Source organism: Halomonas marinisediminis (assembly GCF_004347715.1).
GTDB lineage: Bacteria > Pseudomonadota > Gammaproteobacteria > Pseudomonadales > Halomonadaceae > Halomonas > Halomonas icarae.
In genome coordinates this window covers 19,414-45,634 of the sequence record NZ_SLTR01000010.1, presented here as the reverse complement: position 1 = coordinate 45,634, position 26,221 = coordinate 19,414, and the positions used below count along the sequence as shown (strand labels likewise).

Below are 26,221 nucleotides of genomic sequence, written 5' to 3'. Positions count from 1 at the left end.
AACGCCCCCGAACTCGACAAGCTATTTCAACGCGGTAACTGGCGCCAAGCCCCGCTCGCTGGCAGCATACTCGTCCATGACCACTACCCCTTACGGCGACGGACGAGGTTACAGGACTCGACGCCTTGGCTGGCTGAGCCACCCCCTGACATCTCCGCTACTCACGTTGCGCGGCCGCCTGCTGCTCGGCGCAGGTACACTGTGGGCGGTGCTCTGCGTGACACTGTTGACATACGGCTGGCAAGCGGGTCAATTGCTGGTGGATGAGACCAACCGTCAGCATCTGCGTTATGAGGCCGAGCTGATACGCAACTCCATCGTCCACCAGGTCAGCGAGCGCCTGCAGGCCCTGGAACGCCTCGCCCAGCATATCCCCGAGCCGACCGATCGCGCCCTCGCCACGCCCCAGGTCCATGCCCTGGTACCCTACTTCGAGGCCCTGGCACTGTTCGACTTAGAGAGTCGGATCACGGATGCCTGGCCCACCCGCAATGGAATAGTGGGGGCCCGCTTCCCCGACCGGGACTATGCGCGCTTCATGCACGCCTTCCAGCAGCCCCACGTCAGCGCTCCCTTCGTGAGCCGAATCAGCGACCAGCCCATGGTGATGATGCTGGTGCCGCTGCATGATGCCGAGGGGCGCTACACAGGCTTCCTGGGTGGGTTAGTCAATATCGACCAGAGTCGGCTCTTCAAGGGCTTCGAGAGCCTGCGCCTTGGCGAACGCGGGCATGTCACCATCACTACCGCAGCCGGCCAGCGCCTCTATCATCCCAAGCAACGCCAGGCTATCGTCGAGTTGCCCGACACCCTCCCCCCGGCACTCGACCGGGCCCTCCATGGCTGGCAGGGGGAGGCCGAGGAGACCACCATCAGCGGTGAGCCTGCGCTGGTGGCTTACCGTCAGGTCTGGCCGGCGGACTGGATCGTCGGCGTGCATCTCCCCAAGGTTCAGGCCGAGGCGCCCTTGGTTGCCGGCATGCGTCGGATCACGCAGCTGGCCTGGTGGGCGCTATTGATGGTGCTGCCGATGGTCGGCCTCCTGATCTGGCTGGCACTGCGCCCGCTGACCCGGCTGGCCAGGCAGGTTCTTGAGCTTCGCGACGGACAACGCCACCGGCTCGAGATCCCCACCCGAATGCCGGAGCTGCGTCGGGTTATCGATACCCTCAACGAGACCGAGCAGGCCCGCATGGCTAGCTTGCAGGACCTTACCCGTCGCAGTGCCATGCTAAATGCCACGCTGGCGGCCTCTCCTCAGGGCATGTTCGTTACCGACCCTCAGGGTCGGCTGACCTTCCTCAATGAGGCACTCCACGAGACCCTCGGCTCTTCCGTGCCGCAGACGCTTGAGAGCTGGGCCGACCGCATCCATCCCGAGGAGCGCGACCCGGTGCGAGAGGCCTGGCGACAGAGCCTTGCCGAACAGCAGGACTTCATGCGCCAGTTCCGTTTCGTGGATCACGAGGGCAGGCAGCGCTGGCTGGATATTCACACAAGTACGATACAGGTGGAGGGAGAGTTTATCGGCGTCGCCGGAGTCGTTCGCGATATTACCCAGCATCGCCGCGATGACGCGCTACGCCGCTGGGAGGCGGAGCACGACCCGTTGACCCGACTCCTCAACCGACGCGGTCTGACACGCCGGCTGGAAGAGGCACTGGTGGATTGGCAGAAGACTGGTGATCAAACGGCGGTACTGCTCTTCGATCTCGACCACTTCAAGCCGATCAATGATCAGGGCGGTCACGCCCTGGGGGACCGCATGCTGCAACGCGTCGCCGAAACGATGCGAGGCGTGGCACGCAACAGCGATCATGCGGCACGCCAGGGTGGCGACGAATTCGCCGTGCTGCTGACGGGCTGCCGCCTCGACCAGGCATTGACCCTCGCCGAGGTGTTGCGGGAGCGAATCGCCTCTCTCTCGATCGAACACCAGGAGCATCGTTGGCAGGTCACCGCCAGTATCGGCATTTCCTGCTTCCAACCGGGCGACAGAAACATCGATGCCGTGCTCGCCCGGGCCGATGCCGCCAGCTATCGCGCCAAGCAGAGCGGTCGCAATCGCGTCATTACCGACGAGGAGGTGCCCCAGTCTGGCACCGGCTAGCCGGTACTGAATCTCGGACCCAGCAACAGGGATTGCGCCCAAGATCCAGCCGGCTGTCCGGTGCCAGGAGAGAGCCGCCAGCGGAGGGGATCACAGATCGTGAGACTCGCCGGCGAAGCGGCGCTGCACCTCGACCATATAGGCCGCAAGCGAGGTCAACGCTTCGCTCCCCCAACCCAGCGGCTCGGCCTCCATGGGGGCGACCATGCAGACCTGCACCATCTCGTCGGCGTGAACCTCGGGCATGCCGAACCGGCTATCGGCCATGGCCACTCGATGGGGGAAGGGCTGCTCGAAGGTAGCCTGATAACCGACATCCTCGCCATCGCTGCCATGACAACTGGCACAGGCCAGGCCGTTGCTGCTCAGGGAGTCGTCGTAGTAGAGCGCCTCACCCTGGGCCAGCAGGCTGGCATCGTTGGCGCCATCCTCGCTGTAAACTGGCGTATAGCCTTCCGGCCGTTTAACGGCCTCCCTGCTATCGGCTTTAGCAGCTTCGGCTTCACCCTCTGCCTCACCTTCTCCTTCACCCTCTGCCTCTCCTTCGGCCTCCCCCTCAGATTGCGCCTCTGCCTCTGCTTCCGCTTGCGCCTCGCCCTCCACCTCACCCTGGGCCTCGGCATGGGCGCTGGAGAGGAACAGTGAGAGAGTGCTCGGGCCAGAGTCGCTGCTCTCATTCTCCATGGTGGCCTGCAGTGAGACGCCCGCCGCCGCCAGCACCAGCACGGGGGCCGTGCAGGCCAGCTGCCGACCCAGGCGACCCAGCAGCCGGTGTCTCTTGTCGTTATCGTGTGACATGGTGCTTCTCCTCGATGGTTGCCCACAGGGTCATTGCCCACAGGGACAAGGGATATTGATACTCTCCCGATGACGTTCGTCGCCATGGGGACCGCCACCCTTAGGCGATACGTCTTGGTAGGAGCCGACCCGGCGAACCTTACGGCTAAAGGCTGTAAGGATCTCTGCTTCGCCACGACACTCCTGACAGATCGATATCATTCCAGCGAGGAGGCCCATGACAGGGACCACGAGCGAAGCGAGACCCACCGAGACACGGGACGCACAGAGAGAATGCCTGGCCGAGGCGCTGGTCAGGCAGGGCTATCGGGAGGCGATACGTGAGCTGCGACCGATGGCCGATACCGGGCTGGCCCATCACCACGTCTGGCTCATTCGTGACGGCGACGACTGGGTGGCACGGCTCCCCAAGCAGAGCCAGCTGGGCCTTGCGGCAGGCGCCAACCTGGACTATCAGGCCGCCTGCTTCGAACGCGCCGGCCCCTCCGGCCACACGCCATCCCTGCAGGGCGTGCTCACCCCATCGACAACGCTGCCTCGAGGCGGCCTGCTGGTGGATGCCGTACACGGGCGGCCGGCTCGACTGCCCGACGACCTGCCGGCGATCGCCGAGGCACTCGCCGCCCTGCATGGGCTGCCGTTGCCGCCCGCCGAAGCACGTGCCCCGCTGCTGGCACCGGCCGATCCCTGGGCCGCCATGCGCGACGAGGTGACGACCCAGGCCGAGTTCCTCGACCAGGCCGGACTGTCTGCCGAGGTGGTGACGATGGTGCGAGAGGAGCTGGGCTCCCTGCCGAGTGAACTTGAACGCGGCGAGGCGTCGAGACCCCGGCTGATCAGCTTCGACGCGCACCCGGGCAACTTCCTGATCAATGCCGAGGGTCGCGCCGTGCTGGTCGACCTGGAGAAGTGCCGCTACGGGCTCCCCGGCTTCGACCTGGCCCACGCCAGCCTCTATACCTCCACCACCTGGGACCCCAACAGCCATGCCGTGCTCGGCATCGGCGAACTGGCCGACTTCCACCACCGCTGGATGAGCCGTACCGGCATCGGCGAGCTCGATACCCTGCTCACCTGCCGCCGTGCCATGTGGCTATGGTCGCTGACCTGGTGCGCCAAATGGCGTGCCAGTCATGATCGCACCCGAGACGCCGGGGCCCGCGGCGAGGACTGGTCTGCCGAGCTCAGCGATGACGCGCTGATCGCCCATGTGCGCGACAGGGTCAACCACTACCTCTCCCCCGCCGTCATCGACCATGTCCGGCGCGAGTTCGACGCGCTGTCCACTGCCCTCTCGCACGCTCTGGAACAGGATGCCTGACCATGCTCCAATATCGCCCCGCCCGCCTGACCACCGCGCTGACCTGCGTTTCTCTCGGCCTGGCGTCGGCCACACCGCTGGCGGCCAGCCCCAATCTCGATGACTGGCAGGCCGTGCGCGAGCAGGCTCGTGGCCAGACGGTCTACTGGAACGCCTGGGGCGGCGACACACGCACCAATGGCTATATCGCCTGGGTCGCCGAGCGGATGGCCGAGGACCACGGCGTCGAGGTCGTGCACGTCAAGCTGGATGACACCAGCACCGCAGTCTCACGGGTCATCGCGGAGAAGGCGGCGAACAATCTGGGCGATGGCAGCATCGATCTGATCTGGCTCAACGGCGAGAATTTCGCCGCCATGCGCGAGCACGAGCTGCTGTATGGCCCCTTCACCGAGGCGCTGCCCAACTTCGCCCTGACGCGCCCTGCCGACAACCCCGAGGTGATCACCGACTTCACCCTGCCCACCGAGGGCTTCGAGTCACCCTGGGGCAAGGCGCAGATCACCTTTTACTATGACAGCCATGAGCTTCGCGGGGATAGCGACGAGCTCCGCGGAGACAGCCAGGAGGTGGAGAATCCCCCTGGCAGCATCGAGGCGCTGCTCGACTGGAGCCGCGCCAACCCCGGGCGCTTCAGCTACCCACGCATTCCCGACTTCACCGGCAGCACCTTTCTCAAGCAGGCGCTGATCGCCCTGGCCGACGATCGCCAGCCCCTCTATGCGCCGGTGGAGGAGAGCGACTTCGCCACGATTACCGCCCCGCTATGGGACTACCTGGATGCCCTGCACCCGCATCTGTGGCGGGGCGGGCGACAGTTCCCCAACTCGGGGCCGGAACTGCGCAGCCTGATGGGGGCCGGCGAACTCTCCCTGGCGTTTACCTTCTACCCCTCGGAACCGGCCGCCGCGGTCGCCGACTTCGAACTGCCCGCCAGCACCCGCAGCTATGTGCTCAACGACGGCACCCTGGGGAACGTCCACTTCGTGGCGATTCCCTTCAACTCGCCAAACAAGGCGGGTGCCCTGGTGCTTGCCGACTTCCTGCTTTCTCCCGAGGCCCAGGCCCACAAGCAGGATCTCGCCGTCTGGGGCGATCGCACGGTGCTCGACGTGGCCCACCTGGACGACGCCACCCGCCGACGGTTCACCATCGATGCGGACAGTCCCGCCATGCTCCCCCCCGAGGCCCTGTCGAGGACCCTGCCCGAGCCCCACCCCAGCTGGATGACGGCCCTGCAGGAGGCGTGGCAAGCGCGTTACGTCGCACAGTGAGGCAACCCACACAGGAATTCGGGAGGCAGCGGACGCCATGCTGCTGCGCCTGATGCCAACGGTGGTGCTCGCCTTGCTGGCCGGGCCCATCCTGGCCGGGGTGGCGATGGTGCTGCTACCGGCTTTCGGCCATCTGCCCGCACTGGGCGGCGAGACGTTCAGCCTGGCCCCCTGGCGCGAGTTGCTGGACCAGCCGGGGCTGGCACGCTCGGTGAGCATCAGCCTGGCCAGCGGCCTGATCACCACCGCCCTATCACTGGCCGCGGTGCTGCTGTTCCTGGCCGCGGCCGCCGACACCCGGCTCGACCGCTGGCTGCACCGCGCGGTGTCACCGCTGCTGGCGCTGCCCCATGCCGCGGCGGCCTTCGGCCTGGCGTTCCTGGTCGCTCCCTCGGGGCTGCTGGCGCGGCTGTTCTCGCCGGGGCTGACCGGCTGGGAGCGGCCGCCGGACCTGCTGATCGTTCAGGATCCCTGGGGCCTCGGCCTGATGGCCGGCCTGGTCATCAAGGAGATCCCCTTCCTGATGCTGATGAGCCTGGCGGCTCTCCCCCAGCTCGACGCCCCAAGACGAGTGGCCCTGGCCCGCTCACTGGGCTATCGGCCCACCATCGCCTGGCTAAAGGGAGTCGCCCCGGCGCTCTACCCGCTAATTCGCCTGCCGGTCTACGCGGTGATCGCCTTCGCCAGCTCCGTGGTGGATGTCGCGATGATCCTGGGGCCGACCCTGCCACCGACACTGGCCGTCTCGATTCTCGAGTGGTTCCACGACCCCGACCTGGAGAAACGCTTCCTGGCCTCGGCCGGCGCCGTGCTTCAACTGGGGGTCACGCTTACGGCTCTGCTTGTCTGGTGGGGACTGGAGTGCCTGGCAAGGCGACTGGGCCGAGGCTGGGTGGTGAACGGCCGGCGACGCGGCGGCGAGCACTGGCTAAGCCTCACCGGCCGCGGTTTTCTGGTCATCACCACGCTCACCGCCGGGCTGGGGCTAGGTGGCCTGGCGCTCTACTCCGTCGCCGGCTTCTGGCGCTTTCCCGAGACCCTGCCGACCACATTGACCCTGGGGCACTGGCAGACCGCGCTTCCCTTGCTGGGCGGCCCCGTGACCAATACCCTGATCATCGCGGCAAGCGCCACCCTGCTCGCCATGCTGCTGACCCTGGCGACACTGGAGAGTGAACAACGTAGCGGCCGGCGCATCGCCGGCCTGAGCCTGCTCTATCTGCCGCTGATCGTGCCCCAGATCGCCTTCCTGTTTGGCCTGGTGGTGCTGATGGAGACCCTGGGAATCCGCGCCCGGCTGGCCCTGGTGATCCTTGCGCACCTGCTGTTCGTGTTGCCATATACCTTCCTGTCGATGGCCGAGAGCTATCGCTGCTTCGATCCGCGCTGGACGCGGCTCGCCCTGACCCTGGGCCACTCCCCCAACGCCATCTTCTGGCGGGTGAGACTGCCCATGCTGCTGGCGTCACTGCTGACCGCCGCCGCGGTGGGCATGGCGGTCAGCATCGGGCAGTATCTGCCCACCCTGCTGCTGGGTGCCGGACGCATTGCCACCGTCACCACCGAGGCGGTATCCCTGGCCAGCGGCGGCAACCGTCGCGTGATCGGCGTCTGGGCACTGGTTCAGGCCGCACTGCCGCTGCTGGGTTTCATCATCGCCATGGGCCTGCCCCGGCTGCTGTGGTCAAACCGTCGTGGCATGCAAGGAGCACCTTGAAGATGACATCCCACACCCTGATCCTCGACGAAGTGCGGCTCGCCCTGGGGGGGCGGACGCTGATGGAGATCGATGCCGTCATCGGCCCCGGCGAGGTGCTGACCGTGATGGGCCCCTCGGGCGCCGGCAAGTCGACGCTGCTGGCCATGATCGCCGGATTCCTCGATCCCGCCTTCGAGGCTCGGGGGCGGGTATGGCTGGGGGCGCGCGAGATCACCGCCCTGCCCGCCGAGACCCGCGGCATCGGCCTGCTGTTCCAGGACCCCCTGCTGTTTCCTCATCTCACGGTGGCTGGCAACCTGCGCTTCGGCATGCCCCGTGGAGTAAAACACAGGACCGCTCGCATCGAGCAGGCTCTGGAGGAGGTGGGCCTCGCGGGCTTCGGCCCCCGTGACCCGGCCACCCTCTCCGGTGGCCAGCAGGCGCGCATCGCGCTGCTGCGCCTGCTGCTCTCCGAGCCGGCCGCGGCGCTGCTCGACGAGCCCTTCTCGAGGCTCGACCGCCAGCTGCGTCACGAGGTGCGCCAGCTGGTCTTCGACCGGCTGCGACGCGCCGGCCTACCCAGCCTGTTGGTGACCCACGACCACGAGGATGCCGAGAACGCCGGCGGGCCGGTGATCACTCTCGGCTGACTGGCTTGCCCTCCGGCTGTGGCTTCGGCCGGCGGAAGGGTTGGGTAAGCATATGGCCCAGGCGCAGTTCGCGGGGGTCCCGGAAGACTTCGAGGCCGATCGTCATGCCTAGGTGCCCCTCCTCAGGCTGAGCGCGATAGGTACCGAACAGGCGGTCCCACCAGGAGAGGTTGAAGCTGAAGTTGCTGTCGGTCTCATGTTGACGCCAGGAGTGGTGAACCCGATGCATGTCAGGCGTCACCACCAGCCAGCGCAGCCAACGGTCGAGCCGCAGCGATAGGCGCACATTGGCATGGTTGAACAGCGAGCTGGCGTTGAGGATCACCTCGAAGAGCAGCACCGCCACCGCCGGCGCCCCCAGCGCCAGCACCACCACGACCTTGAGCAGCATCGAGATCAGGATCTCCAGAGGGTGAAAGCGTAGACCCGTGGTGACATCGATCTCCGGATCGGCGTGGTGCATCCGGTGCAATCGCCATAGCCAGGGTACGGCGTGGAAGAGGCGATGCTGGAAATAGATGACGACATCCAGGGCCAGCACACAGAGCGGCACCGACAGCCACCAGGGCACCCCCAGCCAGGGCATCACCCCCCAGCCATGGGGCGCGATGGCCAGCGCCACGCCCACCGCCGCCAACGGAAAGACCAGACGCAGCGCCAGGGTGTCGACCACCACGATCAGCAGGTTGGCGGGCCAGCGACGCCGCCGGGACACTCGCTGCTGGCGACGCGAGGCCACCAGCTCCCAGCTGGCCATCGCCAGCAGCACGCCGGCGAAGGCCACCAACCGCAGCCAGGGCTCATGTTGCAGCAGGCCCTCAGGCATCAAGCGACTCCTTGCATCGACCATTGACCGGTTCGCGTTCTCCGCGCCGCCAGGCAAAGTAGCGCGCCAGCCACCCCAGCAGGCGCTCCGGTTTATGGGCATGCTTCCACACCCCGGCGGTGGCCTTCACCGCTTCACTGCGGGTGGGGTACGGGTGGATGGTGGAGAGCAGACGGTTGAGGCCGATCCCGCGGGTCATCGCCAGGGTGAAGGTCGCCAGCATCTCTCCGGCCTCGGCACCGACGATGGTAGCCCCCAGGATGCGGTCGCTACCGGGGCGAGTCAGCACCTTGACGAACCCCCGGGCCTCATCTTCGGCCAGGGCGCGATCCAGCTCACCCAGCGAATAGCGGGTTACCTCGACATCGAGGCTCCTGGCGCTAGCCTCGCGCTCATTGAGCCCGACCCGCGCGATCTCCGGTGAGGTAAAGGTGACCGCCGGCAACGCCTGGTAGCTGACCCGAAAGCGCCTGACCTCTCCGAACAGGGCATTGACGCTGGCGTGCCAGGCCTGATGGGCACCGGCATGCGTCAGCTGGTAGGGCCCCACCACATCGCCACAGGCCCAGACATTCGGCAGCACGCTACGCAGCGTCTCGTCCACCTCCAGGGTGCCGTTCTGCCGGGTATCGACTCCCAGCGCCTCGAGGCCCATGCCGCTCACATTGGCTTCGCGGCCCACGGCCACCAGCAGATGGGTTAGAGGCTGACGTGAGATGTTGCCATCAGTATCGGCCACCTCGAGGGCATGACTCTCGCCGTCGGCGACGAGGCGCAGCGCCCGGTGCCCCAGCAGCAGCTGCACCCCCTCCTCCTCCATGGCGGCCTCAAGTTCCCTGGCCACCTCGGCATCCTCGCGGGGCAGGAGCTGATCGGCAGACTCCACCAGAGTCACCCGGCTGCCCAGCATGGCAAGACTCTGCCCCAGCTCACAGCCAATCGGCCCCCCCCCCAGCACCACCAGGCGCTCGGGCAGCGTATCGAGCTGCCACAGATTATCGGATGTCAGCACCTTCACCGTCTCGATGCCGGGCAGCTCGGGCACCCGCGGTCGCGCACCACTGGCGATGATCACATGTCGTGTGGTCAGGGTACGCTCCCCCTCGGGCGTCTCCACCCTGACTTCCCAGGGGCTCGTCAGCCGCGCATCGCCCTCGAGCACATCCACACCCAGGCCACGATAACGCTCGGGACTGTCGTGGGGCTCGATGCTCTCGATGGCGCCCCGAACATGGGTCATCACCGCCGCAAAATCCACGCTGGGTTCCGCTACCCGGACGCCATAGCGCGCCGCTCGCCTTATCTCCCGGACCGAGCGTGCCGCGCGAATCAGCGCCTTGGAGGGCACGCAGCCGGTATTGAGGCAATCGCCCCCCATCCGCTCCCGCTCCACCAGGGTCACTCGAGCGCGCACGGCGGCGCCGATGTAACTGGCCACCAGCCCCGCCGCGCCCGCGCCGATCACCACGATGTCACGGTCGAACCTGCACGGACGCCCGTAGCGATGGACCAGGGCACGGCGCCGAACCAGCGCCACCATGCCCCTGGCAAGCCAGGGAAAGAGTCCGATCAGCACGAAGGAGAGCAGCAACGAGGGTGACAGGATATCGCCCAGTGACTCCAGGTCGGCCAGCTCACTGCCGGCATTCACGAACACCACGGTGCCCGGCAGCATGCCCAGCTGACTGACCCAGTAGAAGGTGGTCAGCCGCATGCGCGTCAGGCCCACCACCAGGTTGATCACGAAGAAGGGAAACAGCGGAATCAAGCGCAGGGTAAAGAGGTAGAGGGCACCCTCGCGTCGAATACCGGCATTGATGCGCTCCAGCTGGTGGGCATAGCGCCGCTCCAGTGGTGCGCGCAGCAGGGTGCGCGCGATCAGGGCCGCCAGGGTCGCCCCGATGGTACTGGCAAAGGAGACCAGCAGCAGCCCCCAGCCCAGGCCGAACAGGGTACCGCTGAGCACCGTCATCAGGGCCGCCCCCGGCAGGGAGAGCGCCGCCATCGCGACATAGAGAAGGAAGAAGCCACCGATCACCGTTACCGGCTCTCGCGACAGCCAGGCATGAAAGCGCGCCTGCTCGGCCTGCAGTACCTCCAGGGTCAGGTAATCATTGGCGCCGGAGAGAAAGAACGCCACCACCAGGACGACGATCAGCGCGAGCAACAGCAGTCGACGTGAACGCATCGGGCCTCCTCGGGCCTGAAAGGACAAGAGAATAAAGGAAAGGCGAGAAACAAAAACCTGAAATTGAGTCGTCGGTGGTACGGTATCCTTACGCTTCACTCCCATGAAGGCCATGGAGACGATGCCCAGTCCACCCCTGAGCCTGATCATTCCCGTGCTGAATGAGGCCGCAACGATCACGACCACCCTGCGCGGGCTTGCCCCCCTGCGCCAAGGTGGCACGGAGGTGATCGTGGTCGATGGCGGCAGCCGGGATGGTACCCCTGAACTGGCCCGGCCTCACTGCCAGGAGGTGATCGACGCCCCCGGCGGGCGAGCACGACAGATGAACCGCGGGGCAGAGGCGGCCTGTGGCAAGATCCTGCTCTTTCTGCATGCGGACACTCATCTGCCCGACAGTGCCGATCACCATATCCGTCAGGCACTCTCCCGGGAGCGCTGCTGGGGGAGGTTCGACATCCGCCTGGAGGGTAATAGCCGACTGCTGCCGATGGTGGCACGCGCCATGAACCTGCGCTCGCGACTGACCGGTATCGCTACCGGCGACCAGGCGCTGTTCATGACGCGCGCCGCCTTCGAGGCCGTAGGGGGCTTTCCCGACCAGCCACTGATGGAGGATATCGCCATCAGTCGTCGCCTCGGGCGACTCTCTCCCCCGGCCTGCCTGCACTCGAGAGTGACCAGTTCCGGTCGCCGCTGGGACAGTCAGGGCCCCTGGCGCACCATCTGGTTGATGTGGCGACTGCGCTGGCGATACTGGCGAGGAGCCCCACCCGAGACACTGGCCAGGGAGTATCGACATGTGCGTTGAAGGGGTAGCCGGCAGGGTCAGGCTCACCATCATGGCCAAGGCCCCGATTCCCGGAAGCGTCAAGACACGCCTGATGCCGGGCTGCGGTGCCGAAGAGGCCGCCCGGATCCATGCGGACCTGCTGCGCCACACCCTGGCCGTGGCCTGTGCGGCCCTGCCGGCGAAGCGGATCACGCTGTGGACGGCCCTCGAGCATGAGCACCCGCTGTTTCTCGAGCTGGCGACGAAACATGGCATCGCCCGGCATGCACAGAACGAAGGCGACCTGGGGGAGCGCATGCGATTCGCGCTGACGCCGGGGCCGGCGATGGTCATCGGCAGCGACTGCCCGACACTGACGCCCGAACTGCTGCACACCTGTATCCAGGCACTGGCGACTCACGACGCCGTCTGCCTGCCGGCAGAAGATGGGGGCTATGCACTGCTCGGCCTTCACGAGGTCCATCCCAGCCTTTTCACCGATATCGACTGGGGTAGCGAGCGCGTCATGACCCAGACCCGCCAGCGGCTGGATGCCCTGGGCTGGCGCCTGGCCTGCCCGGCCACCGTCTGGGACGTCGACCGCCCCGATGACCTGAGGCGCTGGCGACAGGCTTCCCGCAGCCCTTACACCACCTCACTTTCTCCATCGGATGACGCCCAGTGAAGCCGATGAGGGTCGAACCCTGCGCCGAGACCCGGCTTGATGATCTGGAAATAGGGCGACAGGTCGAAATCGCGAGGCGTAAACAGGCTGAAGTGTCGGCGGCGGAAGACGCGGCGACGACATTCGGCGCAGCGCTTCTCGTCCCTCAGCCACTCCTCGATGGGAAGAATGGGGTAGTTGATAAACTGGAACGCTTCGGCAAGCAGCGTCGAACAGATTGCACGGGTCGGGTCACCACTACCCAGTGCCAGCATCCCACGCCGCCAGGGGACGGGCACCGGTGGGAGCGGCATCAGGTAGCGTGCCAGGTCGAAGATATTACGCAGATCATAGCGATGACCGACACGCTGCGTTGCATGTTCGATCAGTTGCTGGATGTCGTTATCGGCGAGGCCAACGGGGCGGCAGATCCGCAAGGGATAGCCACTGAACTCATCGTAACCGACCAGACGGACCCCCTCGGCCAGATCCGCCTCGACGAAGGCGGTTCCGGGGTAGCCCCCGGCGCGTAGCGCCGCCTCAGGGCCGACAAACAAGGCCGCATGGGACCAGGAGGACTGGGTCAGGTACTTGATGACGGTGCTCAAGCGTGAAGACCCCTCGATCAGCAGGACATCGCCGGGAAGCAGGCAGCTCCATACCTCGCCAACCGTCGCCGACTGGGGCCGATGCCACGGCCTGGGCCTCGACAGCCAGCAACTAATGCGATAGCCACACCTCTCCAGGGCTTTCATCTCCCCCTCCACACCGGCCTCTATGGATCAGTATCGTCCAGTACGCTAGTTTTTTGTCGCTCGAGACAACGTAGGCTTACACTCATCGTGAAGGAGGCTTGCAAGCAGAGCGTGGTGCCGCCGATGAGAGTCTGGTGACGAAATCCTGTAATGGTTCCCACGGTTCGGCGACGAAAGGGGCGCACCAGGACTTCCTGCGCTGCTCTCCCCAGATACTGGAGACAACCCTTATGGAAGACCCGGCCGCGAGCGGGGGTGACAGGCTTGCCAAGCAACGATCGATACGCCTGGAACGCCTTTCATCGATCAGACCCAAGCTGGTCTCTTTCGCCAGGATGCATCTGCGCGACAATGCCATGGCAGAGGATGCCGTTCAGGAAGCCCTGATGGCAGCCATCGAGAAGGATGCCACCTTCGCGGGTCGTTCCGGCTATGACACCTGGGTGTTTGGAATATTGAAGTACAAGATTCTCGACATCATGCGCTACCAGAAGCGCCAGGGACGCCTGCAGCCTCTCGATGACGAGGAGAGTGATGAGGTCATCGATCGACAGTTTCGAAAAAACGGGCGCTGGGAAGCCCATTCTCGTCCGGCAAGCTGGGGGGATCCTGACGCCGTCATCGAAAGCCAGCACTTCTGGAGGGTGTTCGACGCCTGCATGATCGCACTGCCGGAAAACACTGCCCGGGTCTTCTCGCTGCGCGAGCTGATGGGGCTCTCTACCGAGGAGATCTGTGGGCTGCTCGAGATTCGAGAAAGCAACTGCTGGGTGATTCTGCACCGTGCACGGCTACGTCTACGCCAATGTATCGAGAAAGGCTGGTTGGAAGGAGAAACCGCATGATGATGTGCAAAGAGGCCTCTCGGCTGATGTCACTCAAGCACGAACGCAGCCTTACCTTTCAGGAAAGGATGTCGCTTCGGTTCCATCTGTCGATGTGCGGCGCCTGCAGGCAGTGTGACAGGCAGTTCAGGCTACTTCATGAGGCCTGCAGGGGCTACGGGATTGACCATGAGGTGGATCCGTAGACGACGGGCGCTGACGGCCCACCGGTGCCTCACTCCTCTGTCTTCACCGGCCTTCCGCCTGCGCCATCACCGGCATCGCCACGAGCATGCTCATTGCCGCCCCGATCAGATACTTTCTCATGACACTTTTCTCCTGCAAATGAGTCCCCAGGCTGTCCGAGGCCCTCACGTATAACAGGAACACGTACGTATCGTTTCAGGCCTGTTATCTCGACAGCAATATGATATTAAACTCACATTGGAGGTGTGCGAAATCCTGACCCGTCACGATAGATCCATGAAACCTCTCACCTTCCGCAAGGCATCGCTCCCATGCAATACGCTTGGCGAGTCTTTATCCTCCATGGCCTGCCGGCGCCAATGACGCAGCGTGGAGGGATGCACACCGAAATCGGCGGGCAGTTTCACTCCGAGCTGCTGTGCCAAAACTCGAAGCAACGCCATATGGTGCACGGTGTGGCTGGTCAGAAAGGCCAACTCACGGGCCAGGCTGGTGGTCAACAAGAGAGCTTCACCCTCTTCATCGATCGGGTATTTCAACTGCAGTGGCGTGGAGGCGTGCTCGCCTAGCATGGTCAGCCTTGCACGAATCTGGCCCAGCCACTCTAGGGCCACGGCCGGTTCCTGCTCCAGCTCGGACTCCCGGACGCGCGCTTCATAGTCGATACAAGAGCCATCGATTCCCTCCAGCAGCGCCCGATAGTGATCCAGGATATGGCGTACATGACGCCCCAGGGCCTGCCGACCCTCGGCATCGAAGCCATGTCGATACGCTAGCGGAGTGATCTCCAGCAGCAAGGTCTCCAGCTGGTGAAGGCTACAGCGATTCTCCTCGACCAGTCTATCGACTCTATCGACACAGTCTCGCAAGTGGGTCTCGTTCATGTGCCCTCCTCTCGGTTACCGAGGGATATCGATACCACGCCGGCCCGGAAGGCCGGCGCAGCGGTTGCTCGACATCAATAGGTGCCTTCCCCCTCGGCTTCTGCCTCTCCTTCCCCTTCGGCTTCCGCCTCTCCTTCCGCTTCAGCTTCCGCCTCTCCTTCGACTTCGGCCTCACCCTGCGCCTTATCCATGGCGTGCGCGCCAGCCTCGGCACCCGCTTCCGCACCGCCTTCGGCATGGGCCTCGGCAAGCATCAGCGGCGCCTCCTGGCCACTGGTATAGACGGCCTCATCGGGCTCTGCGGCCACCGCCTGCATGGCGGCACCGCTGGCAACCAGTGCCAGGGCAGGTGCCGCATGGCCCAACCGACGACCAAGCCGTGCGATCAGGGTCCGGCGTTGCTTATCAATCTCAGTCATGACATGACCTCCATCGTGGTTGCAGTAGCAGGCCAGCAATGCGCCTGCCATCGAGTGACGAAGCGTGTAAGTGACGCCTCGCCATGCTGGACCGCCAGGCGGCCCAACGACTCATGCCTCGATCGACGCCTTGCCGGCCGAGGTGACACCTGACTGGAGAAGCATGGCGAAAAGTCCTGAACCATCCTCGGAAAGGCACACTATTTGCCGCGACACCCCCTCGAGCCACGAATCGAGGCGTGCCATCAGGTCGGCCGAGGGCACGCCACCTTCACATGAGTGGCAACGCGGCAGCAGCGCCGCCAGGGCATCGAGTCGAGTCTGCGGCAGGAGCCCGGCGGAGGCGTCATCCTGGTTCGTTTTCAGCGTCACCAGGCGCAGCGACGTGGCCCCCTGTTCCGCGCTGCCATCATCCGACATCTTCCCGCGGCCGGTGAAGGGAAGCCCCAGGGGCTCGACATGCACGGTGTCGTCCTGCAATGTCAGCCTAACACCACGGCTCAGCGCCTCTCCCAACGAAGACGTCAGGGCCTCGCGACAGGACTCATCATCGACGGCCAGCAACATCATCTCCCCGGGCCGTGGCTGCCAACAGGCCACGTCAAGCACCGGCTCGCCGGAGCGTGCGGCCAGCCTCAGCAGCAGGGTGGAGAGCGCCGGCACCACCTCCGCCAGCGTCAGGCGACTCGACACCAGACGACTGCCCTCGGCCAGCGCATAGCCGGCGGGGGCCGCAAGCAGCGAGAGCCACGGCAGCTGCCCCGCCTCCTCCGGTGGCAGGGGTTCGAGCCCTACACCGAACGCCTCGACCAGGCGCTGTTCGATCGCGGCATCGGCGATCCGCAGCGCCCAGGCTCGGCCATCATGGCGAAGCTTCACGGCAGCCGGCTCGGCATCAGCGGCAACCTCCGTCTGTGCCGTCTCGCTTCGAGCCGAGGGGGCCTGTACAACCGCCTCTGTTGTCTGGCAGAGCAGCCCATCACGACACCACTCCCCCAGGGTTTGCCACACCTGGCGACGCAGTGCCATGGGCTCGGGCGGTTCGGTACTGGCGGACCGCAAGGCTTCGGCGATGGCATCGGGGTCAAGCCCCTCGGTCGCCAACAGCCAGATCAGCGCCGCGGCATCATTGGGACGATAGAGCCTTCCGGTGTCGGCGGCGTAAAGGGCCAGGCTGTCGGCCTCATGCAGCTCGATGACCCGGCGTCGAGCCAGGCGTGGACGGGGCATGGCACGCCCGACCAGCGCCTCGGCGAGCGTCATATCCGCCAGCGATGGCAGCGAAAAGAAAGGCAGGTAGCGCTCGGGGCTCGCCGAGGGCAGCAGTCGCTTGAAACCACCGGCGCGTGACGCCTCGGCACGGGCCTCGGCAAGCAGCGCCGAGGGTGAGTCAGTCTCCGGCTCCGGCGGAGCCTCACCGGCAATACCCACCAGCCGCAGCATGTCACGCACCAGCTCCCCCTTGATGCGCTCCTCGGCGATACCGCCATCCTCGGGCGCCGCGCAGGTGCCCAGCGACGGGCTCAGGTTGCACTCCAGTATCCACGGCTTGAGGTCATCATCGATCATGCAGTCGAGACCCAGCAGCTCGTAGCCGCCGCGCGGATCGGCACCCGCCTCGGCGGTGCGGCGGCGCAGGGCATCCACACCGGAGATGGCGGTCAGGGTTACCAGATCCCCGATCTTCGCGAAGAGGGCCTCGTCGTCGTGGCCCTGGTCACGCAGCCAGCCGCGATAACGCGCGAGATCGATAAACTCCACCGGCACCTCGACACGCGTGTTCAGGGCGTTGATATCGGGATTGGTGAGCTGGCTGTAGGGGTTGTCGGCGTCGTCGGGATCCCACGGTTCGGAAGCCAGCTTGGCGAACCCCTGATGGTAGAGATAGAGCCTCAACGGGGTCAGTGAGCTGATCAACACATAGAGACGCAGTACATACTTGTGCCCGCGGATGGTGTGGGGGCGATCCAGATACTCCTGGACCAGCCAGTTCGGGCTGGGAGGGGCCTCGGCGGCGTCACGCAGCACCCTCACCCCCTTGCCCTTGGAGGCATTGGTGGGCTTGAGAATCCAGCGTCTTTCCGGCTCCGCCAGGGCCGCCCGCTGCAGGGCATGATAGTCATGGGGCATTACCCAGGTGTGGGGAAAGAAGTTCAGGCGTGACAGCAGAGGATGCCCCTTGTTGTCACCCACGCCTTCACCGACTCTCGCCTTCATGCTGGAAAGGCTCTCATGCAGGCGACTCTTGACCGTCAAGGCGGCATTGCCGGGAAAGTGATTGAGCTTGCGGTGCGCCGACACCCGACGAAACTGACTCGGCGCCGGCATGCCGGTCACCCAACCCGCATCCCAGGTCGTCTCGTCGCCCTCCACCCATCCCTGGGTCTCGAGAGCTTCGCGAAAGAAGCGATCCTGCTCGGCGGCGCGCTGGCCACTCAACCAGAAGTGCCGGGTCGTGGAGTGCTGGGGCATGCTCGGGTCTCCTCTGCACCAGTCGGTAGTCCTGGATTGCTGCTGACTTGGTCGTGGCGAATTCACACTCCTTACAGGAATAGCAACACGATCGCTGGCTGTCGCCTTCGAGGGATGAGGTCTTCGCAAGAGAGTCGCCGTGCATCGGGTCGATATACCCATTGGGAATAGTAGTGTCGACAAGCATTCTTGGCGAAGGAGCGCCGGATCGTTGCAGCATGGAGGCAGCCCCTTTCCGACGACGAGGTACCCTCCATGTGGACTCGACTCCTGATCGCCGCCGGCACGCTGGCCATGGCCGGTCACGCCCATGCCCAGCTCCCCTCTCCCCTGGTCGACGCCGAATGGCTGAGCGACCAGCTGGACAACGATGACCTGGTGGTACTGGATGTTCGCTCCAGTATCGACAACGGTGGCGATCGCGCCTCCTTCGAGGAGGCCCGCATCCCGGGTAGCCGCTACTCCAACTACACCGACGCCGGCTGGCGCGAGAGTCGCGACGGCGTCGCGGGCCTGATGCCCGATATCGAAGCGCTCGAGACCCTGATCGGCGAGCTGGGCATCGACAATGACGACACCGTGGTCGTCGTCTCGGCCGGCACCGGGGCCACCGACTTCGGCAGTGCCGCACGGGTCTACTGGACCTTCAAGGCACTGGGCCACGATGAGGTAGCGGTACTCAACGGCGGCTTCGCCGGCTGGCAGGCCCAGAACTTCGAGGTCGCCAGCGGCACCCCTGACGCCCCCGAGGCCACTACCTTCGAGGCCAGCCTGCAGGAGGCGCTCCTGGCGACCACCGAGGAGGTGGAAGCGGCCATCGAGGCCGGCGAGGCGCTGGTGGATGCCCGCCCGGAGGACTTCTACACCGGCAAGACCCAATCACCGGCGGCACGTGCCCCCGGCACGATTCCCGGCGCCGTGAATCTGCCTCACCACGCCGCCCTGATCGAGCGTGATGGCGCCTACTACCTCGACCCCGAGCGCCTCATGGCCAACATCGAGGCACTCGGCCTGGACCCGGAGGCCCCCACCGTGGCCTTCTGCAACACCGGCCACTGGGCCGCCAGCGGCTGGTTCCAGCTCAGCGAGGTCGGCGGTCTGGAACAGGTGGCCATGTATGATGGCTCCATGGCCGAGTGGACTCAGGACGATGCACGCCCGCTGCAGTTGGCCGAGCGCGGCACCATTACCGTTGGCGAGGCGCTCGACTGACCCACCACCCTCGACACTACCTCGACACTATCGCGACACTATCGCGAGGGTATCCACTACTCCCTCTAGGCCCCGCCGCAGGTCTCCGCCGCGGGGCCGCTGCGCATCCACGTTCAGGCGAGGCGTTCGGCCAGGGTCTCCAGGTCACCGACGGTCAGGTCCGGATCGATGCCCCAGGGATCGAACGGGGCCTCGGCGCTGCGCCGCACCCAGGCCGCATGCAGGCCGGCATGACGAGCACCGATCACGTCGAAGGGGTTGCTGGAGATCAGCCAGGTGTCACTCGGCTCACTCTCGAGTCGATGGCGGAGGTGGGCATAGACCGCCGGGTCCGGCTTGAAACGCTTGACCTCATCCACGCTGATTACCGCCTCGAAGTGGTCGCGGATACCGGCCTTCGCCAGCAGTCCCTCCACCGCCTGAGTGGTGCCATTGGAGAAGGCCACGCAGGTAACGCCCGCCTCGCCGAGGCGACGCAAGGCGCCGGCGACATCGGCGAAGGCCGGAAGCTGGGCATAGACCTGCATCAGGTGGTCACGATCCGCCTCGGAGAGCCCCGCCTGCAGGGAGCGGTCGGTGAATACCAGGGCTTCCTCGGTACACTGACTGAAGGGCACATAGCCCCCCATCAGCCCACGACGAAAGCTGTACTCCAGCTGTTTCTCCCGCCAGCGGCGCGAAAACTCCGGAGCCAGCGCCGCCTTGCCCAGCGCGCCGAGGCGTTGCTCCAGCTCGGTGGCGACGCCGTGGGTGTCGATCAAGGTGCCGTAGACATCGAAGGCGAGGACCTGTGCCATGGAAAGCGCTCCTTCTGTACGAATCGATCCTCCCGAGGGTGTGCCAGCACAGCGGCCAAGGCAAGCGCCATTTAATCCACTGCCATCAACGACGTCGCCGCGGGACGGGCCCGCGGCGACGAGGTGGCCCTCACGGGGCCGGGCAGTTCACATGACCGATCAGGCAACCGGTGCCGTCAGCGCCTTGAGCGCGCCCTCACGCACCAGCTCATCGGTGACCCGATCAACCGCCCGGCGGGTGCGCGCGACGATCTCATCGACCTGATCACGGGTGGCGATCAGCGGCGGGGCAAAGCCGAGAATGTCACCCTGCGGCATGGCACGGGCGATCAGGTTCTCCTCGAGGGCGGCGGCGGAGATACGCGCCCCCACCTTCAAGGCCGGGTCGAAGTGCTCTCGCTTCTCAGGATTGGCGGAAAACTCCAGCGCCGCCAGCATGCCGACGCCACGCACATCGCCGACGATGGGGTGATCGCCGAAGGCATCTGCCATGGCCCGCTGCAGGTAGGCACCGGTCTCGGCGGCATTCTCGGTCAGCTTCTCGCGCGCGATGATCTCGAGGTTGGCCAGCGCCGCGGCACAGCCCAGGGCATGACCGGAGTAGGTCCAGCCATGGCCGATCGGGCCGTACTCGCCGGTGCCCTGCTCCAGCACCTGCCACACACGATCCCCGACGATCACCCCGGAGAGCGGCTGGTAGGCGCTGGTCAGGCCCTTGGCCACGGTCATCAGGTCCGGCTTGATGGCGTAGTGATGGCTGCCGAAGTCGGCACCGATGCGACCGAAGCCACACACCACCTCGTCGGCGATCAGCAGGATATCGTAGCGGTTCAGTACCGCCTGGATCGCCTCCCAGTAGCCTTCCGGCGGCGGCACGATGCCACCGGTCCCGAGTACCGGCTCGCCGATAAAGGCCGCCACGGTATCGGGCCCCTCGGCCAGGATCATCTCCTCGAGCCTGGCCGCGCAGTGGGCCGAGAACTCGCGCTCGCTCATGCCCTGCTGCTCGGCACCGCGATGATAGTAGTAAGGCGCCTCGGTATGCAGGATACCCTCGAGCGGCAGGTCGAACTGGTCGTGAAACGCCTTGAGGCCGGTCAGCGAACCCGTGGCCAGGCCCGAACCGTGATAGCCCCGCTGGCGAGAGATCACCTTCTTCTTCTGCGGACGTCCCAGCACGTTGTTGTAGTAACGCACGATCTTGAGCTGGGTCTCGTTGGCATCGCTGCCACCCAGGCCGTAATAGACCTTGGACATGCCGGGCCCGGCGAGCTCGATGATCTTCTCGGAGAGCGCGATCTGCGGCTCGTTCGAGTGCCCTACATAGGTGTGATAGTAGGAGAGCTCCAGAGCCTGCTGGTAGATCGCCTCGGCCACCTCGGTGCGTCCATAGCCGATATTGACACAGTAGAGTCCGGCGAAGCCGTCGATGAATTCACGTCCATCCTTGTCGCGGATGGTGATGCCCTGTCCACCGGTGATCACACGGCCCGGTGCCTTGCCATGGGCGAAGTCGCGCAGGTGAGAGGAGGCGTGGAAGGTCACCTTGCGGTCGCGGTCGATCAGGTCCTGGTGCTGCTGGTTCATTGCATTCTCTCTCGTTGGAAGACTCCCCGGCGCCCCGCCAGGGAGGATGTTTATCGATTTCAACTACAGGAACTTGGAAGCTAGCTCCCCGACACGGAGCCCAGGGCGCCGAGGCAGTAGTACTTGGTATCGAGATACTCATCGATGCCTGTCACACCGCCTTCACGACCCAGGCCCGACTGCTTGACGCCGCCGAAGGGCACCGGCGGGCCGGTCATCTTCACCGAGTTCACCGCGACCATGCCGTACTCCAGGGCACGCATCAATTTCCAGATACGGCGAATATCGTGGGTATAGAGATAAGCCGCCAGGCCATACTCGGTGTCGTTGGCCATCTCGATCGCCTGGTCGTCATCCGCATAGGCGGTGATCCCGGCCACCGGCGCGAAGGTCTCTTCATTCCAGACCTTCATGTCGCGGGTCACCCCGGTGAGCAGTACCGGCATGAAGAAGTTCTCCCCCGGCGCCTCCTGCTGGTCGCCGGCCACCAGGGTGGCGCCCTTGGCCAGGGCATCCTCGACGATGCCGGCGGCCTTCTCGACGGCCTGCCGATGGATCAGCGGCCCCAGGTCCACCTCACTATCCAGGCCATTGCCCACGGTCAGTGCCGCCATGCGCTCGGCGAAGTGCTCGACGAACTCATCATGAATCGACTCATGGACCAGGATGCGATCGGCGGCGAGGCAGTCCTGGCCGGCGGTCTGAAACTTGGCCGCCACCGCGGCGAGGGCCGCCTCCCGTGGGTCCATGTCGGGCCCGACGATAAAGGGCGCATTGCCCCCCAACTCAAGGGACACCCGCTTGACGGTATTGGCGCTCTGTTCGAGCAGCAGACGGCCGACCCGGGTGGAGCCGGTGAAGGAGACCGCCTTGACGCGCTCCTCCGCACACAGGATCTTCGAGACCTCGGCGGGCTCGCCCAGCACCACATTGAAGACACCGGCCGGGATACCGGCGCGCTCGGCCAGCTCCGCCAGCGCCAGCGCCGAGTACGGTGTCTCACCGGCGGGCTTGACGATTACCGTGCAACCGGCCGCCAGTGCAGCGGCGGCCTTGCGAGTGATCATCGCCAGCGGAAAGTTCCACGGCGTGATCAGTGCGGCGATGCCCACCGGCTCCTTGATGGTGCCCAGGGCCGCATTGGGAATATGGCTCGGGATCGTCTCGCCGAAGGTACGCTTGCCCTCTTCGGCAAACCAGCGCACGAAGCTCGCTCCATACTCCACCTCGCCACGGGCATCGGGCAACGGCTTGCCCTGCTCCAGGGTCATGATGGTCGCCAGATCCTCACGATTGGCCTGCAGCAGGTCATACCACGCCAGCAGGCGCTCGCAGCGCTCATCGACACGCAGGGCACGCCAGTGTGCAAAGGCTGCCTCGGCAGCATCCACCGCCATACAGATCTGGTCTGCCTCGAGCCAGGGAATATGACCGATGACCTCGCCGGTGGCGGGATCCTGAACCACTTCCTCGCGGCCCCCATTGCCGTGGGTCCACCTGCCATCGACATAGGCGTACTGACGGAACAGACGCGGATCCTCGAGCATGGTGGATAACGACCCGGACAGCTTCATGTTCATGCGACACCTCCCCTGACTCACCGGCGTGGATGGCACCGGCGATATTACGAAGTCCGGCGCGGCTCCGGGCGCCGAAAAAAGTCCGGCGCGGCTCCGGGCGCCGAAAAAAGTCCGGCGCGGCTCCGGGCGCCGAAAAAAGTCCGGCGCGGCTCTGGGCGCCGAAAAAAAGTCCGGCGCTAGGCACCGAAACAGTATTGAAACGACAGAGCCGCCCGGTTGCATTCGGTGCGGCTCGATGGAGTCATGATAAAGGAGAGTACAGAACGGGAGTTTTCGTTAACCGGCGAGAAAGATAAGAGTTTTTTTGTCTTTGACCAGGAAGATGGCCTTTTTTCTGTCGCCCCGGGATTCAGCCTGGCGACGGATTGCTCAAGGCCTCTTCGGTGAATACCAGCAGCCCGAGCTCGGGCCGGTAACCATGAATCTCGGTCACATCCAGGGCCTGCAGGAAGTGGAGGATCTCCGCGCTGATCACCTGCCCCGGCACCAGCACCGGAAAACCCGGTGGATAGGGAATCACGAAGCTCGCCGAGACCACGTCGCGGCCATCATGCATCTGGGCCTGCAACTCGCCGTTGTCGAAGCGCAGGTACTCGGTATTCTCATCATCGTAGCTCAGGAAGTAGGCGCGACGAATATCACCCTCCGGCGTGTGGTTATCAGCCGCCGGCCGGAAGGCATTGTGGAAGCGACTGAAGTCCGGCAGGGGCGGTAGCTCACAGGTCAGCGAGTGGACACGGTTCTCGATGATCTTGCGCTCGGGTCGACTACTCTCCTCCCAACGGTACTCGAACTCCTTGGCCAGTTTGATCAGGACATCAAGCAGATAGGCAATAGCTCCCCTCGAGGTGCCGATATTGGTCATGAACAGCACGGTATTGCGCGAAGTCTTGTTGATCTGTATGCCGTACTTGTTCATCAGGTATTCGTTCTTGAAGGTGTCGCCGTCGATGCCCGTGGCGCCGATGGCGATGGTGATACGGCTGGGATCGACCACAAACTCATCGTTGGCCCAGGCCTCCTCCATCTTGTTCCAGCCGGTGGCCGGATCATAGAAGGTCTCTACGCCCGACTCGCGGTACTCCAGCGGCACCATGTCCCTGTTGATCAGCACTCGGAAGTATTTCTGCAGTAGCGGATGCGTATAGAGCTGTTCGCGCAGTGACAGCGCTGCCTCGACCTGGGCATGTACCAGCTCGAATCCCTCCATCTCGGCCTGCATGCGACCCACGTCCAGCGAGGCGATGATCTGGTAGTTCGGCGAAGTCGAGGTATGGGTCATGTAGGCCTCGTGGAACGGTGCCTCGACCTTCTGTCGATAGTCCTGATCCCAGACATGAATCATCGAGCCCTGACGCAGTGACGTCAGGGTCTTGTGGGTGGAGTGGGTGGCATAGGCGCGGATGCGCACCGCATCGGGGTCGGGCTTCAGGCGCCGCTCGAGCCAGGTGGCATCGTCGTCGGGATCGAGGCCATCGAACTCGGCCTTCCAGGCGTCATACTCCTCGCGATAGGCGGCGCTGCGGTAGCGATCACGCAGGGTGCGGGCGGCGTGCATGGCCGTGCGCGGCCGATAGGTCGGGTTGAAGCCGGCGAAGGCGAACCAGGCCTCGTCCCACAGGAAGACCAGGTCAGGCTTGATCGCCAGGCACTCCTCCATCACCCGCCGCACGTTGTAGACCACGCCGTCGAAGGTGCAGTTGGTGAGCAGCAGCATCTTGACCTTGTCGAGCTGGCCCGAGCGCTTGTAGCCGAGTAACGTCTTCTTTATCTCGTGCAGCGGCACGGCTCCATACATCGAGTAATCGTTGAGGGGATAGGAGTCGAGGTAGCTGACGTGAGCACCGGCCAGCACCATGCCGTAGTGATGCGACTTGTGGCAGTCGCGATCGATCAGCACGATGTCCCGAGGCTTGACCAGCGCCTGGACCACGATCTTGTTGGCGGTGGAGGTACCATTGGTGACGAAGAAGGTCTGGCGTGCTCCGAAGGCCCTGGCGGCGTATTCCTGGGCCTTCTTGATCGGCCCGTAGGGCTGCAGCAGGGAGTCGAGCCCACCGGAGGTTGCCGAGGTCTCGGCGAGGAAGATGTTGATGCCGTAGAAGTCGATCATCTGCCCGGCCCAGTGCGAGCGGGTGACCGACTTGCCCCGGGAGATGGGCATGGCATGGAAGACCCCGGTCGGCTTCTTGCTGTACTCGCGCAGGGCGTCGAAGAAGGGCGTGCGGTAGCGATTGTCGATGGCCCGCAGGATGGTATGGTGCTGCTCGATGTAGTCCGTCTCACGGTAGAAGATCCGATTGAAGTGACGGATGTCGCGACTGGCCGTGGCCTCCACATCGCCGCTGGTGACCAGAAACTGATCGATCTCGGGACGCAGCTCGTGGATCATCGAGCTGAGCAGGATGCTGCGTTCGGCCTCGGACTGCTGCTCCAGAGACTGCTCGGAGAGCCCTTCGAGATAGCTGCGCAGGGCGCTAAGGTTGTACTTCGACTTGTAGGGAAACTCGTAGCGGATCAGGCAGGCCTGGATGTTGGGATTGACCAGCACCGCGATCAGCGCATCCTCGAAGCTTCTTACCGTGACCACGTCATAGACGAAGCGATCCTCGGGGCGACGCATGCTGTGGAAGGCCTCACGGACCACCTCCTCCTCCGGGGCCGAGAGGTTGTCGACGATCAGCAGCTCGAAGTAGGGTTGGGCCGAGCTGTTGGAGGCGGGGTGGCCACGCCGCAGCTGCGCCAGGGCATCCAGAGTCTCAAGCTCCTCGGCGTCGGCATCGGTCTCGGAGAGGTCGACATGACGGCGCCGATAGGACTCACTGATCAGTGCCCGCACCAGGCGCTTGACCACCTTCTCCAGAAGCCCGTACTCCTCGCGGTCGAACAGCGCCCAGAGGTGACGAAAGTCCTCCTTGGAAGGAAAGGCATGGTAGTCCTCGATGATCTCGAGCCGCGTCAACTTGACGTCTATCGCCTTGATCAGGTTCTTGGCCCGACCCTCGTCATTCAGGCGCACCAGCATACCCAGGTCGCGCTTCAGCGCATTCCAGGTATCGGCACGCAGCTGGGAAATCTTGTGGTAGAAGCCCAGAGCCGTGTAGGGCGTCTCGGTTTGCGTCAACTCTTGCATGGCAACACCCATCCATGTTCGTTGTTATTGTCACGCGGCGCTGCGACGA

Annotated in this window: 21 protein-coding genes; 10 read left to right on the top strand and 11 right to left on the bottom strand. The window is 64.9% G+C overall.

Features of this window, described 5'->3' with window-relative positions; all coding sequences use genetic code 11:
- Nucleotides 1-76: 76 nt before the first annotated feature.
- Nucleotides 77-2,110, top strand: coding sequence for a sensor domain-containing diguanylate cyclase (locus E0702_RS08985; protein WP_132042996.1), 2,034 nt, complete (start codon nt 77-79; stop codon nt 2,108-2,110).
- 90 nt (nt 2,111-2,200) lie between these two features.
- Here E0702_RS08985 and E0702_RS08980 read toward each other — a convergent pair whose 3' ends face one another.
- On the bottom strand, nt 2,201-2,908 hold the full coding sequence (locus tag E0702_RS08980; protein WP_132042994.1) for a hypothetical protein: 708 nt from the start codon (nt 2,906-2,908) through the stop codon (nt 2,201-2,203).
- 217 nt (nt 2,909-3,125) lie between these two features.
- On the opposite strand from E0702_RS08980, the gene E0702_RS08975 reads away from it, so the two are divergent.
- From E0702_RS08975 to E0702_RS08960, 4 genes are read left to right on the top strand one after another with little or no spacing between them, the layout of a single operon-like run.
- The gene (locus tag E0702_RS08975; RefSeq protein WP_132042993.1) at nt 3,126-4,229 is read left to right on the top strand and encodes a phosphotransferase family protein; all 1,104 of its coding nucleotides are present in this window, start codon (nt 3,126-3,128) and stop codon (nt 4,227-4,229) included.
- Between the two features lie 2 nt (nt 4,230-4,231).
- Nucleotides 4,232-5,503, top strand: a complete 1,272-nt coding sequence (locus E0702_RS08970) for an ABC transporter substrate-binding protein (protein ID WP_132042991.1) — start codon at nt 4,232-4,234, stop codon at nt 5,501-5,503.
- 37 nt (nt 5,504-5,540) lie between these two features.
- Nucleotides 5,541-7,220: an ABC transporter permease gene (locus tag E0702_RS08965; RefSeq protein WP_202597196.1), complete on the top strand. Its 1,680-nt coding sequence runs from the start codon at nt 5,541-5,543 to the stop codon at nt 7,218-7,220.
- Nucleotides 7,221-7,222: 2 nt separating this feature from the next.
- Entirely contained in the window at nt 7,223-7,852 is a 630-nt protein-coding gene (locus tag E0702_RS08960; RefSeq protein WP_132042989.1) for an ATP-binding cassette domain-containing protein, read from the top strand.
- On the opposite strand, the gene E0702_RS08955 is transcribed toward E0702_RS08960, so the two are convergent.
- Complete coding sequence (locus E0702_RS08955) at nt 7,839-8,678, bottom strand: sterol desaturase family protein (protein WP_132042987.1); 840 nt, start codon at nt 8,676-8,678, stop codon at nt 7,839-7,841. The genes E0702_RS08960 and E0702_RS08955 overlap by 14 nt on opposite strands.
- A complete protein-coding gene (locus E0702_RS08950) occupies nt 8,671-10,866 on the bottom strand; it encodes an FAD-dependent oxidoreductase (RefSeq protein ID WP_132042985.1) in 2,196 nt (731 codons plus the stop codon). Before E0702_RS08950 ends, E0702_RS08955 begins: the two co-directional genes overlap by 8 nt.
- 121 nt (nt 10,867-10,987) lie before the next feature.
- Between E0702_RS08950 and E0702_RS08945 the strand changes: the two genes are divergently transcribed.
- Both E0702_RS08945 and E0702_RS08940 read left to right on the top strand, forming a co-directional pair.
- A complete protein-coding gene (locus tag E0702_RS08945; protein WP_205741912.1) occupies nt 10,988-11,677 on the top strand; it encodes a TIGR04283 family arsenosugar biosynthesis glycosyltransferase in 690 nt (229 codons plus the stop codon).
- Entirely contained in the window at nt 11,667-12,323 is a 657-nt protein-coding gene (locus tag E0702_RS08940; protein WP_132042981.1) for a TIGR04282 family arsenosugar biosynthesis glycosyltransferase, read from the top strand. The genes E0702_RS08945 and E0702_RS08940 overlap by 11 nt, the downstream gene beginning before the upstream one ends.
- Here the strand turns inward: E0702_RS08940 and E0702_RS08935 are convergent.
- Complete coding sequence (locus E0702_RS08935; RefSeq protein WP_132042979.1) at nt 12,284-13,057, bottom strand: lipo-like protein; 774 nt, start codon at nt 13,055-13,057, stop codon at nt 12,284-12,286. The genes E0702_RS08940 and E0702_RS08935 overlap by 40 nt on opposite strands.
- 230 nt (nt 13,058-13,287) lie before the next feature.
- On the opposite strand from E0702_RS08935, the gene E0702_RS08930 reads away from it, so the two are divergent.
- Nucleotides 13,288-13,902, top strand: coding sequence for a sigma-70 family RNA polymerase sigma factor (locus E0702_RS08930; RefSeq protein ID WP_132042977.1), 615 nt, complete (start codon nt 13,288-13,290; stop codon nt 13,900-13,902).
- Nucleotides 13,863-14,087 carry a zf-HC2 domain-containing protein gene (locus E0702_RS20060; protein WP_306766909.1) on the top strand — a complete coding sequence of 75 codons (225 nt, stop codon included), beginning with the start codon at nt 13,863-13,865 and terminating at the stop codon, nt 14,085-14,087. The genes E0702_RS08930 and E0702_RS20060 overlap by 40 nt, the downstream gene beginning before the upstream one ends.
- Before the next feature lie 264 nt (nt 14,088-14,351).
- On the opposite strand, the gene E0702_RS08920 is transcribed toward E0702_RS20060, so the two are convergent.
- From E0702_RS08920 to E0702_RS08910, 3 genes are all read right to left on the bottom strand, one after another.
- Nucleotides 14,352-14,972 (bottom strand): DinB family protein, encoded by a 621-nt coding sequence (locus E0702_RS08920; RefSeq protein ID WP_132042973.1) that lies wholly within the window; start codon nt 14,970-14,972, stop codon nt 14,352-14,354.
- A 74-nt stretch (nt 14,973-15,046) separates the two neighbouring features.
- Nucleotides 15,047-15,391, bottom strand: a complete 345-nt coding sequence (locus E0702_RS08915; protein WP_132042971.1) for a hypothetical protein — start codon at nt 15,389-15,391, stop codon at nt 15,047-15,049.
- Nucleotides 15,392-15,502: 111 nt separating this feature from the next.
- Nucleotides 15,503-17,863 carry an amylase gene (locus tag E0702_RS08910; protein WP_165927511.1) on the bottom strand — a complete coding sequence of 787 codons (2,361 nt, stop codon included), beginning with the start codon at nt 17,861-17,863 and terminating at the stop codon, nt 15,503-15,505.
- A 255-nt stretch (nt 17,864-18,118) separates the two neighbouring features.
- Here E0702_RS08910 and E0702_RS08905 point away from each other — a divergent pair, with 255 nt between their 5' ends.
- Nucleotides 18,119-19,075 (top strand): sulfurtransferase, encoded by a 957-nt coding sequence (locus E0702_RS08905; protein WP_165927510.1) that lies wholly within the window; start codon nt 18,119-18,121, stop codon nt 19,073-19,075.
- A 113-nt stretch (nt 19,076-19,188) separates the two neighbouring features.
- On the opposite strand, the gene E0702_RS08900 is transcribed toward E0702_RS08905, so the two are convergent.
- The 4 genes from E0702_RS08900 to E0702_RS08885 all read right to left on the bottom strand — a co-directional run bounded on the left by E0702_RS08900 (nt 19,189) and on the right by E0702_RS08885 (nt 26,172).
- Complete coding sequence (locus E0702_RS08900; RefSeq protein WP_132042967.1) at nt 19,189-19,872, bottom strand: haloacid dehalogenase type II; 684 nt, start codon at nt 19,870-19,872, stop codon at nt 19,189-19,191.
- A gap of 159 nt (nt 19,873-20,031) precedes the next feature.
- Nucleotides 20,032-21,459 carry an aspartate aminotransferase family protein gene (locus E0702_RS08895; protein WP_132042965.1) on the bottom strand — a complete coding sequence of 476 codons (1,428 nt, stop codon included), beginning with the start codon at nt 21,457-21,459 and terminating at the stop codon, nt 20,032-20,034.
- A gap of 80 nt (nt 21,460-21,539) precedes the next feature.
- A complete protein-coding gene (locus E0702_RS08890) occupies nt 21,540-23,039 on the bottom strand; it encodes an NAD-dependent succinate-semialdehyde dehydrogenase (RefSeq protein WP_205741911.1) in 1,500 nt (499 codons plus the stop codon).
- Nucleotides 23,040-23,388: 349 nt separating this feature from the next.
- Nucleotides 23,389-26,172, bottom strand: a complete 2,784-nt coding sequence (locus E0702_RS08885) for an aminotransferase class I/II-fold pyridoxal phosphate-dependent enzyme (protein WP_132042963.1) — start codon at nt 26,170-26,172, stop codon at nt 23,389-23,391.
- Between the last annotated feature and the right edge of the window lie 49 nt (nt 26,173-26,221).

What these genes read in the sequence shown, in the direction of transcription:
- E0702_RS08975 (WP_132042993.1), top strand. Translation starts at nt 3,126, where the DNA reads ATGACAGGGACCACGAGCGAAGCGAGACCCACCGAGACACGGGACGCA.
- E0702_RS08980 (WP_132042994.1), bottom strand. Translation starts at nt 2,908, where the DNA reads ATGTCACACGATAACGACAAGAGACACCGGCTGCTGGGTCGCCTGGGT.
- E0702_RS08910 (WP_165927511.1), bottom strand. Translation starts at nt 17,863, where the DNA reads ATGCCCCAGCACTCCACGACCCGGCACTTCTGGTTGAGTGGCCAGCGC.
- E0702_RS08890 (WP_205741911.1), bottom strand. Translation starts at nt 23,039, where the DNA reads ATGAACATGAAGCTGTCCGGGTCGTTATCCACCATGCTCGAGGATCCG.
- E0702_RS08920 (WP_132042973.1), bottom strand. Translation starts at nt 14,972, where the DNA reads ATGAACGAGACCCACTTGCGAGACTGTGTCGATAGAGTCGATAGACTG.
- E0702_RS08915 (WP_132042971.1), bottom strand. Translation starts at nt 15,391, where the DNA reads ATGACTGAGATTGATAAGCAACGCCGGACCCTGATCGCACGGCTTGGT.
- E0702_RS20060 (WP_306766909.1), top strand. Translation starts at nt 13,863, where the DNA reads ATGTATCGAGAAAGGCTGGTTGGAAGGAGAAACCGCATGATGATGTGC.
- E0702_RS08885 (WP_132042963.1), bottom strand. Translation starts at nt 26,172, where the DNA reads ATGCAAGAGTTGACGCAAACCGAGACGCCCTACACGGCTCTGGGCTTC.
- E0702_RS08945 (WP_205741912.1), top strand. Translation starts at nt 10,988, where the DNA reads ATGCCCAGTCCACCCCTGAGCCTGATCATTCCCGTGCTGAATGAGGCC.
- E0702_RS08965 (WP_202597196.1), top strand. Translation starts at nt 5,541, where the DNA reads ATGCTGCTGCGCCTGATGCCAACGGTGGTGCTCGCCTTGCTGGCCGGG.
- E0702_RS08900 (WP_132042967.1), bottom strand. Translation starts at nt 19,872, where the DNA reads ATGGCACAGGTCCTCGCCTTCGATGTCTACGGCACCTTGATCGACACC.
- E0702_RS08970 (WP_132042991.1), top strand. Translation starts at nt 4,232, where the DNA reads ATGCTCCAATATCGCCCCGCCCGCCTGACCACCGCGCTGACCTGCGTT.
- E0702_RS08960 (WP_132042989.1), top strand. Translation starts at nt 7,223, where the DNA reads ATGACATCCCACACCCTGATCCTCGACGAAGTGCGGCTCGCCCTGGGG.
- E0702_RS08985 (WP_132042996.1), top strand. Translation starts at nt 77, where the DNA reads ATGACCACTACCCCTTACGGCGACGGACGAGGTTACAGGACTCGACGC.
- E0702_RS08935 (WP_132042979.1), bottom strand. Translation starts at nt 13,057, where the DNA reads ATGAAAGCCCTGGAGAGGTGTGGCTATCGCATTAGTTGCTGGCTGTCG.
- E0702_RS08905 (WP_165927510.1), top strand. Translation starts at nt 18,119, where the DNA reads ATGTGGACTCGACTCCTGATCGCCGCCGGCACGCTGGCCATGGCCGGT.
- E0702_RS08955 (WP_132042987.1), bottom strand. Translation starts at nt 8,678, where the DNA reads ATGCCTGAGGGCCTGCTGCAACATGAGCCCTGGCTGCGGTTGGTGGCC.
- E0702_RS08895 (WP_132042965.1), bottom strand. Translation starts at nt 21,459, where the DNA reads ATGAACCAGCAGCACCAGGACCTGATCGACCGCGACCGCAAGGTGACC.
- E0702_RS08950 (WP_132042985.1), bottom strand. Translation starts at nt 10,866, where the DNA reads ATGCGTTCACGTCGACTGCTGTTGCTCGCGCTGATCGTCGTCCTGGTG.
- E0702_RS08940 (WP_132042981.1), top strand. Translation starts at nt 11,667, where the DNA reads ATGTGCGTTGAAGGGGTAGCCGGCAGGGTCAGGCTCACCATCATGGCC.
- E0702_RS08930 (WP_132042977.1), top strand. Translation starts at nt 13,288, where the DNA reads ATGGAAGACCCGGCCGCGAGCGGGGGTGACAGGCTTGCCAAGCAACGA.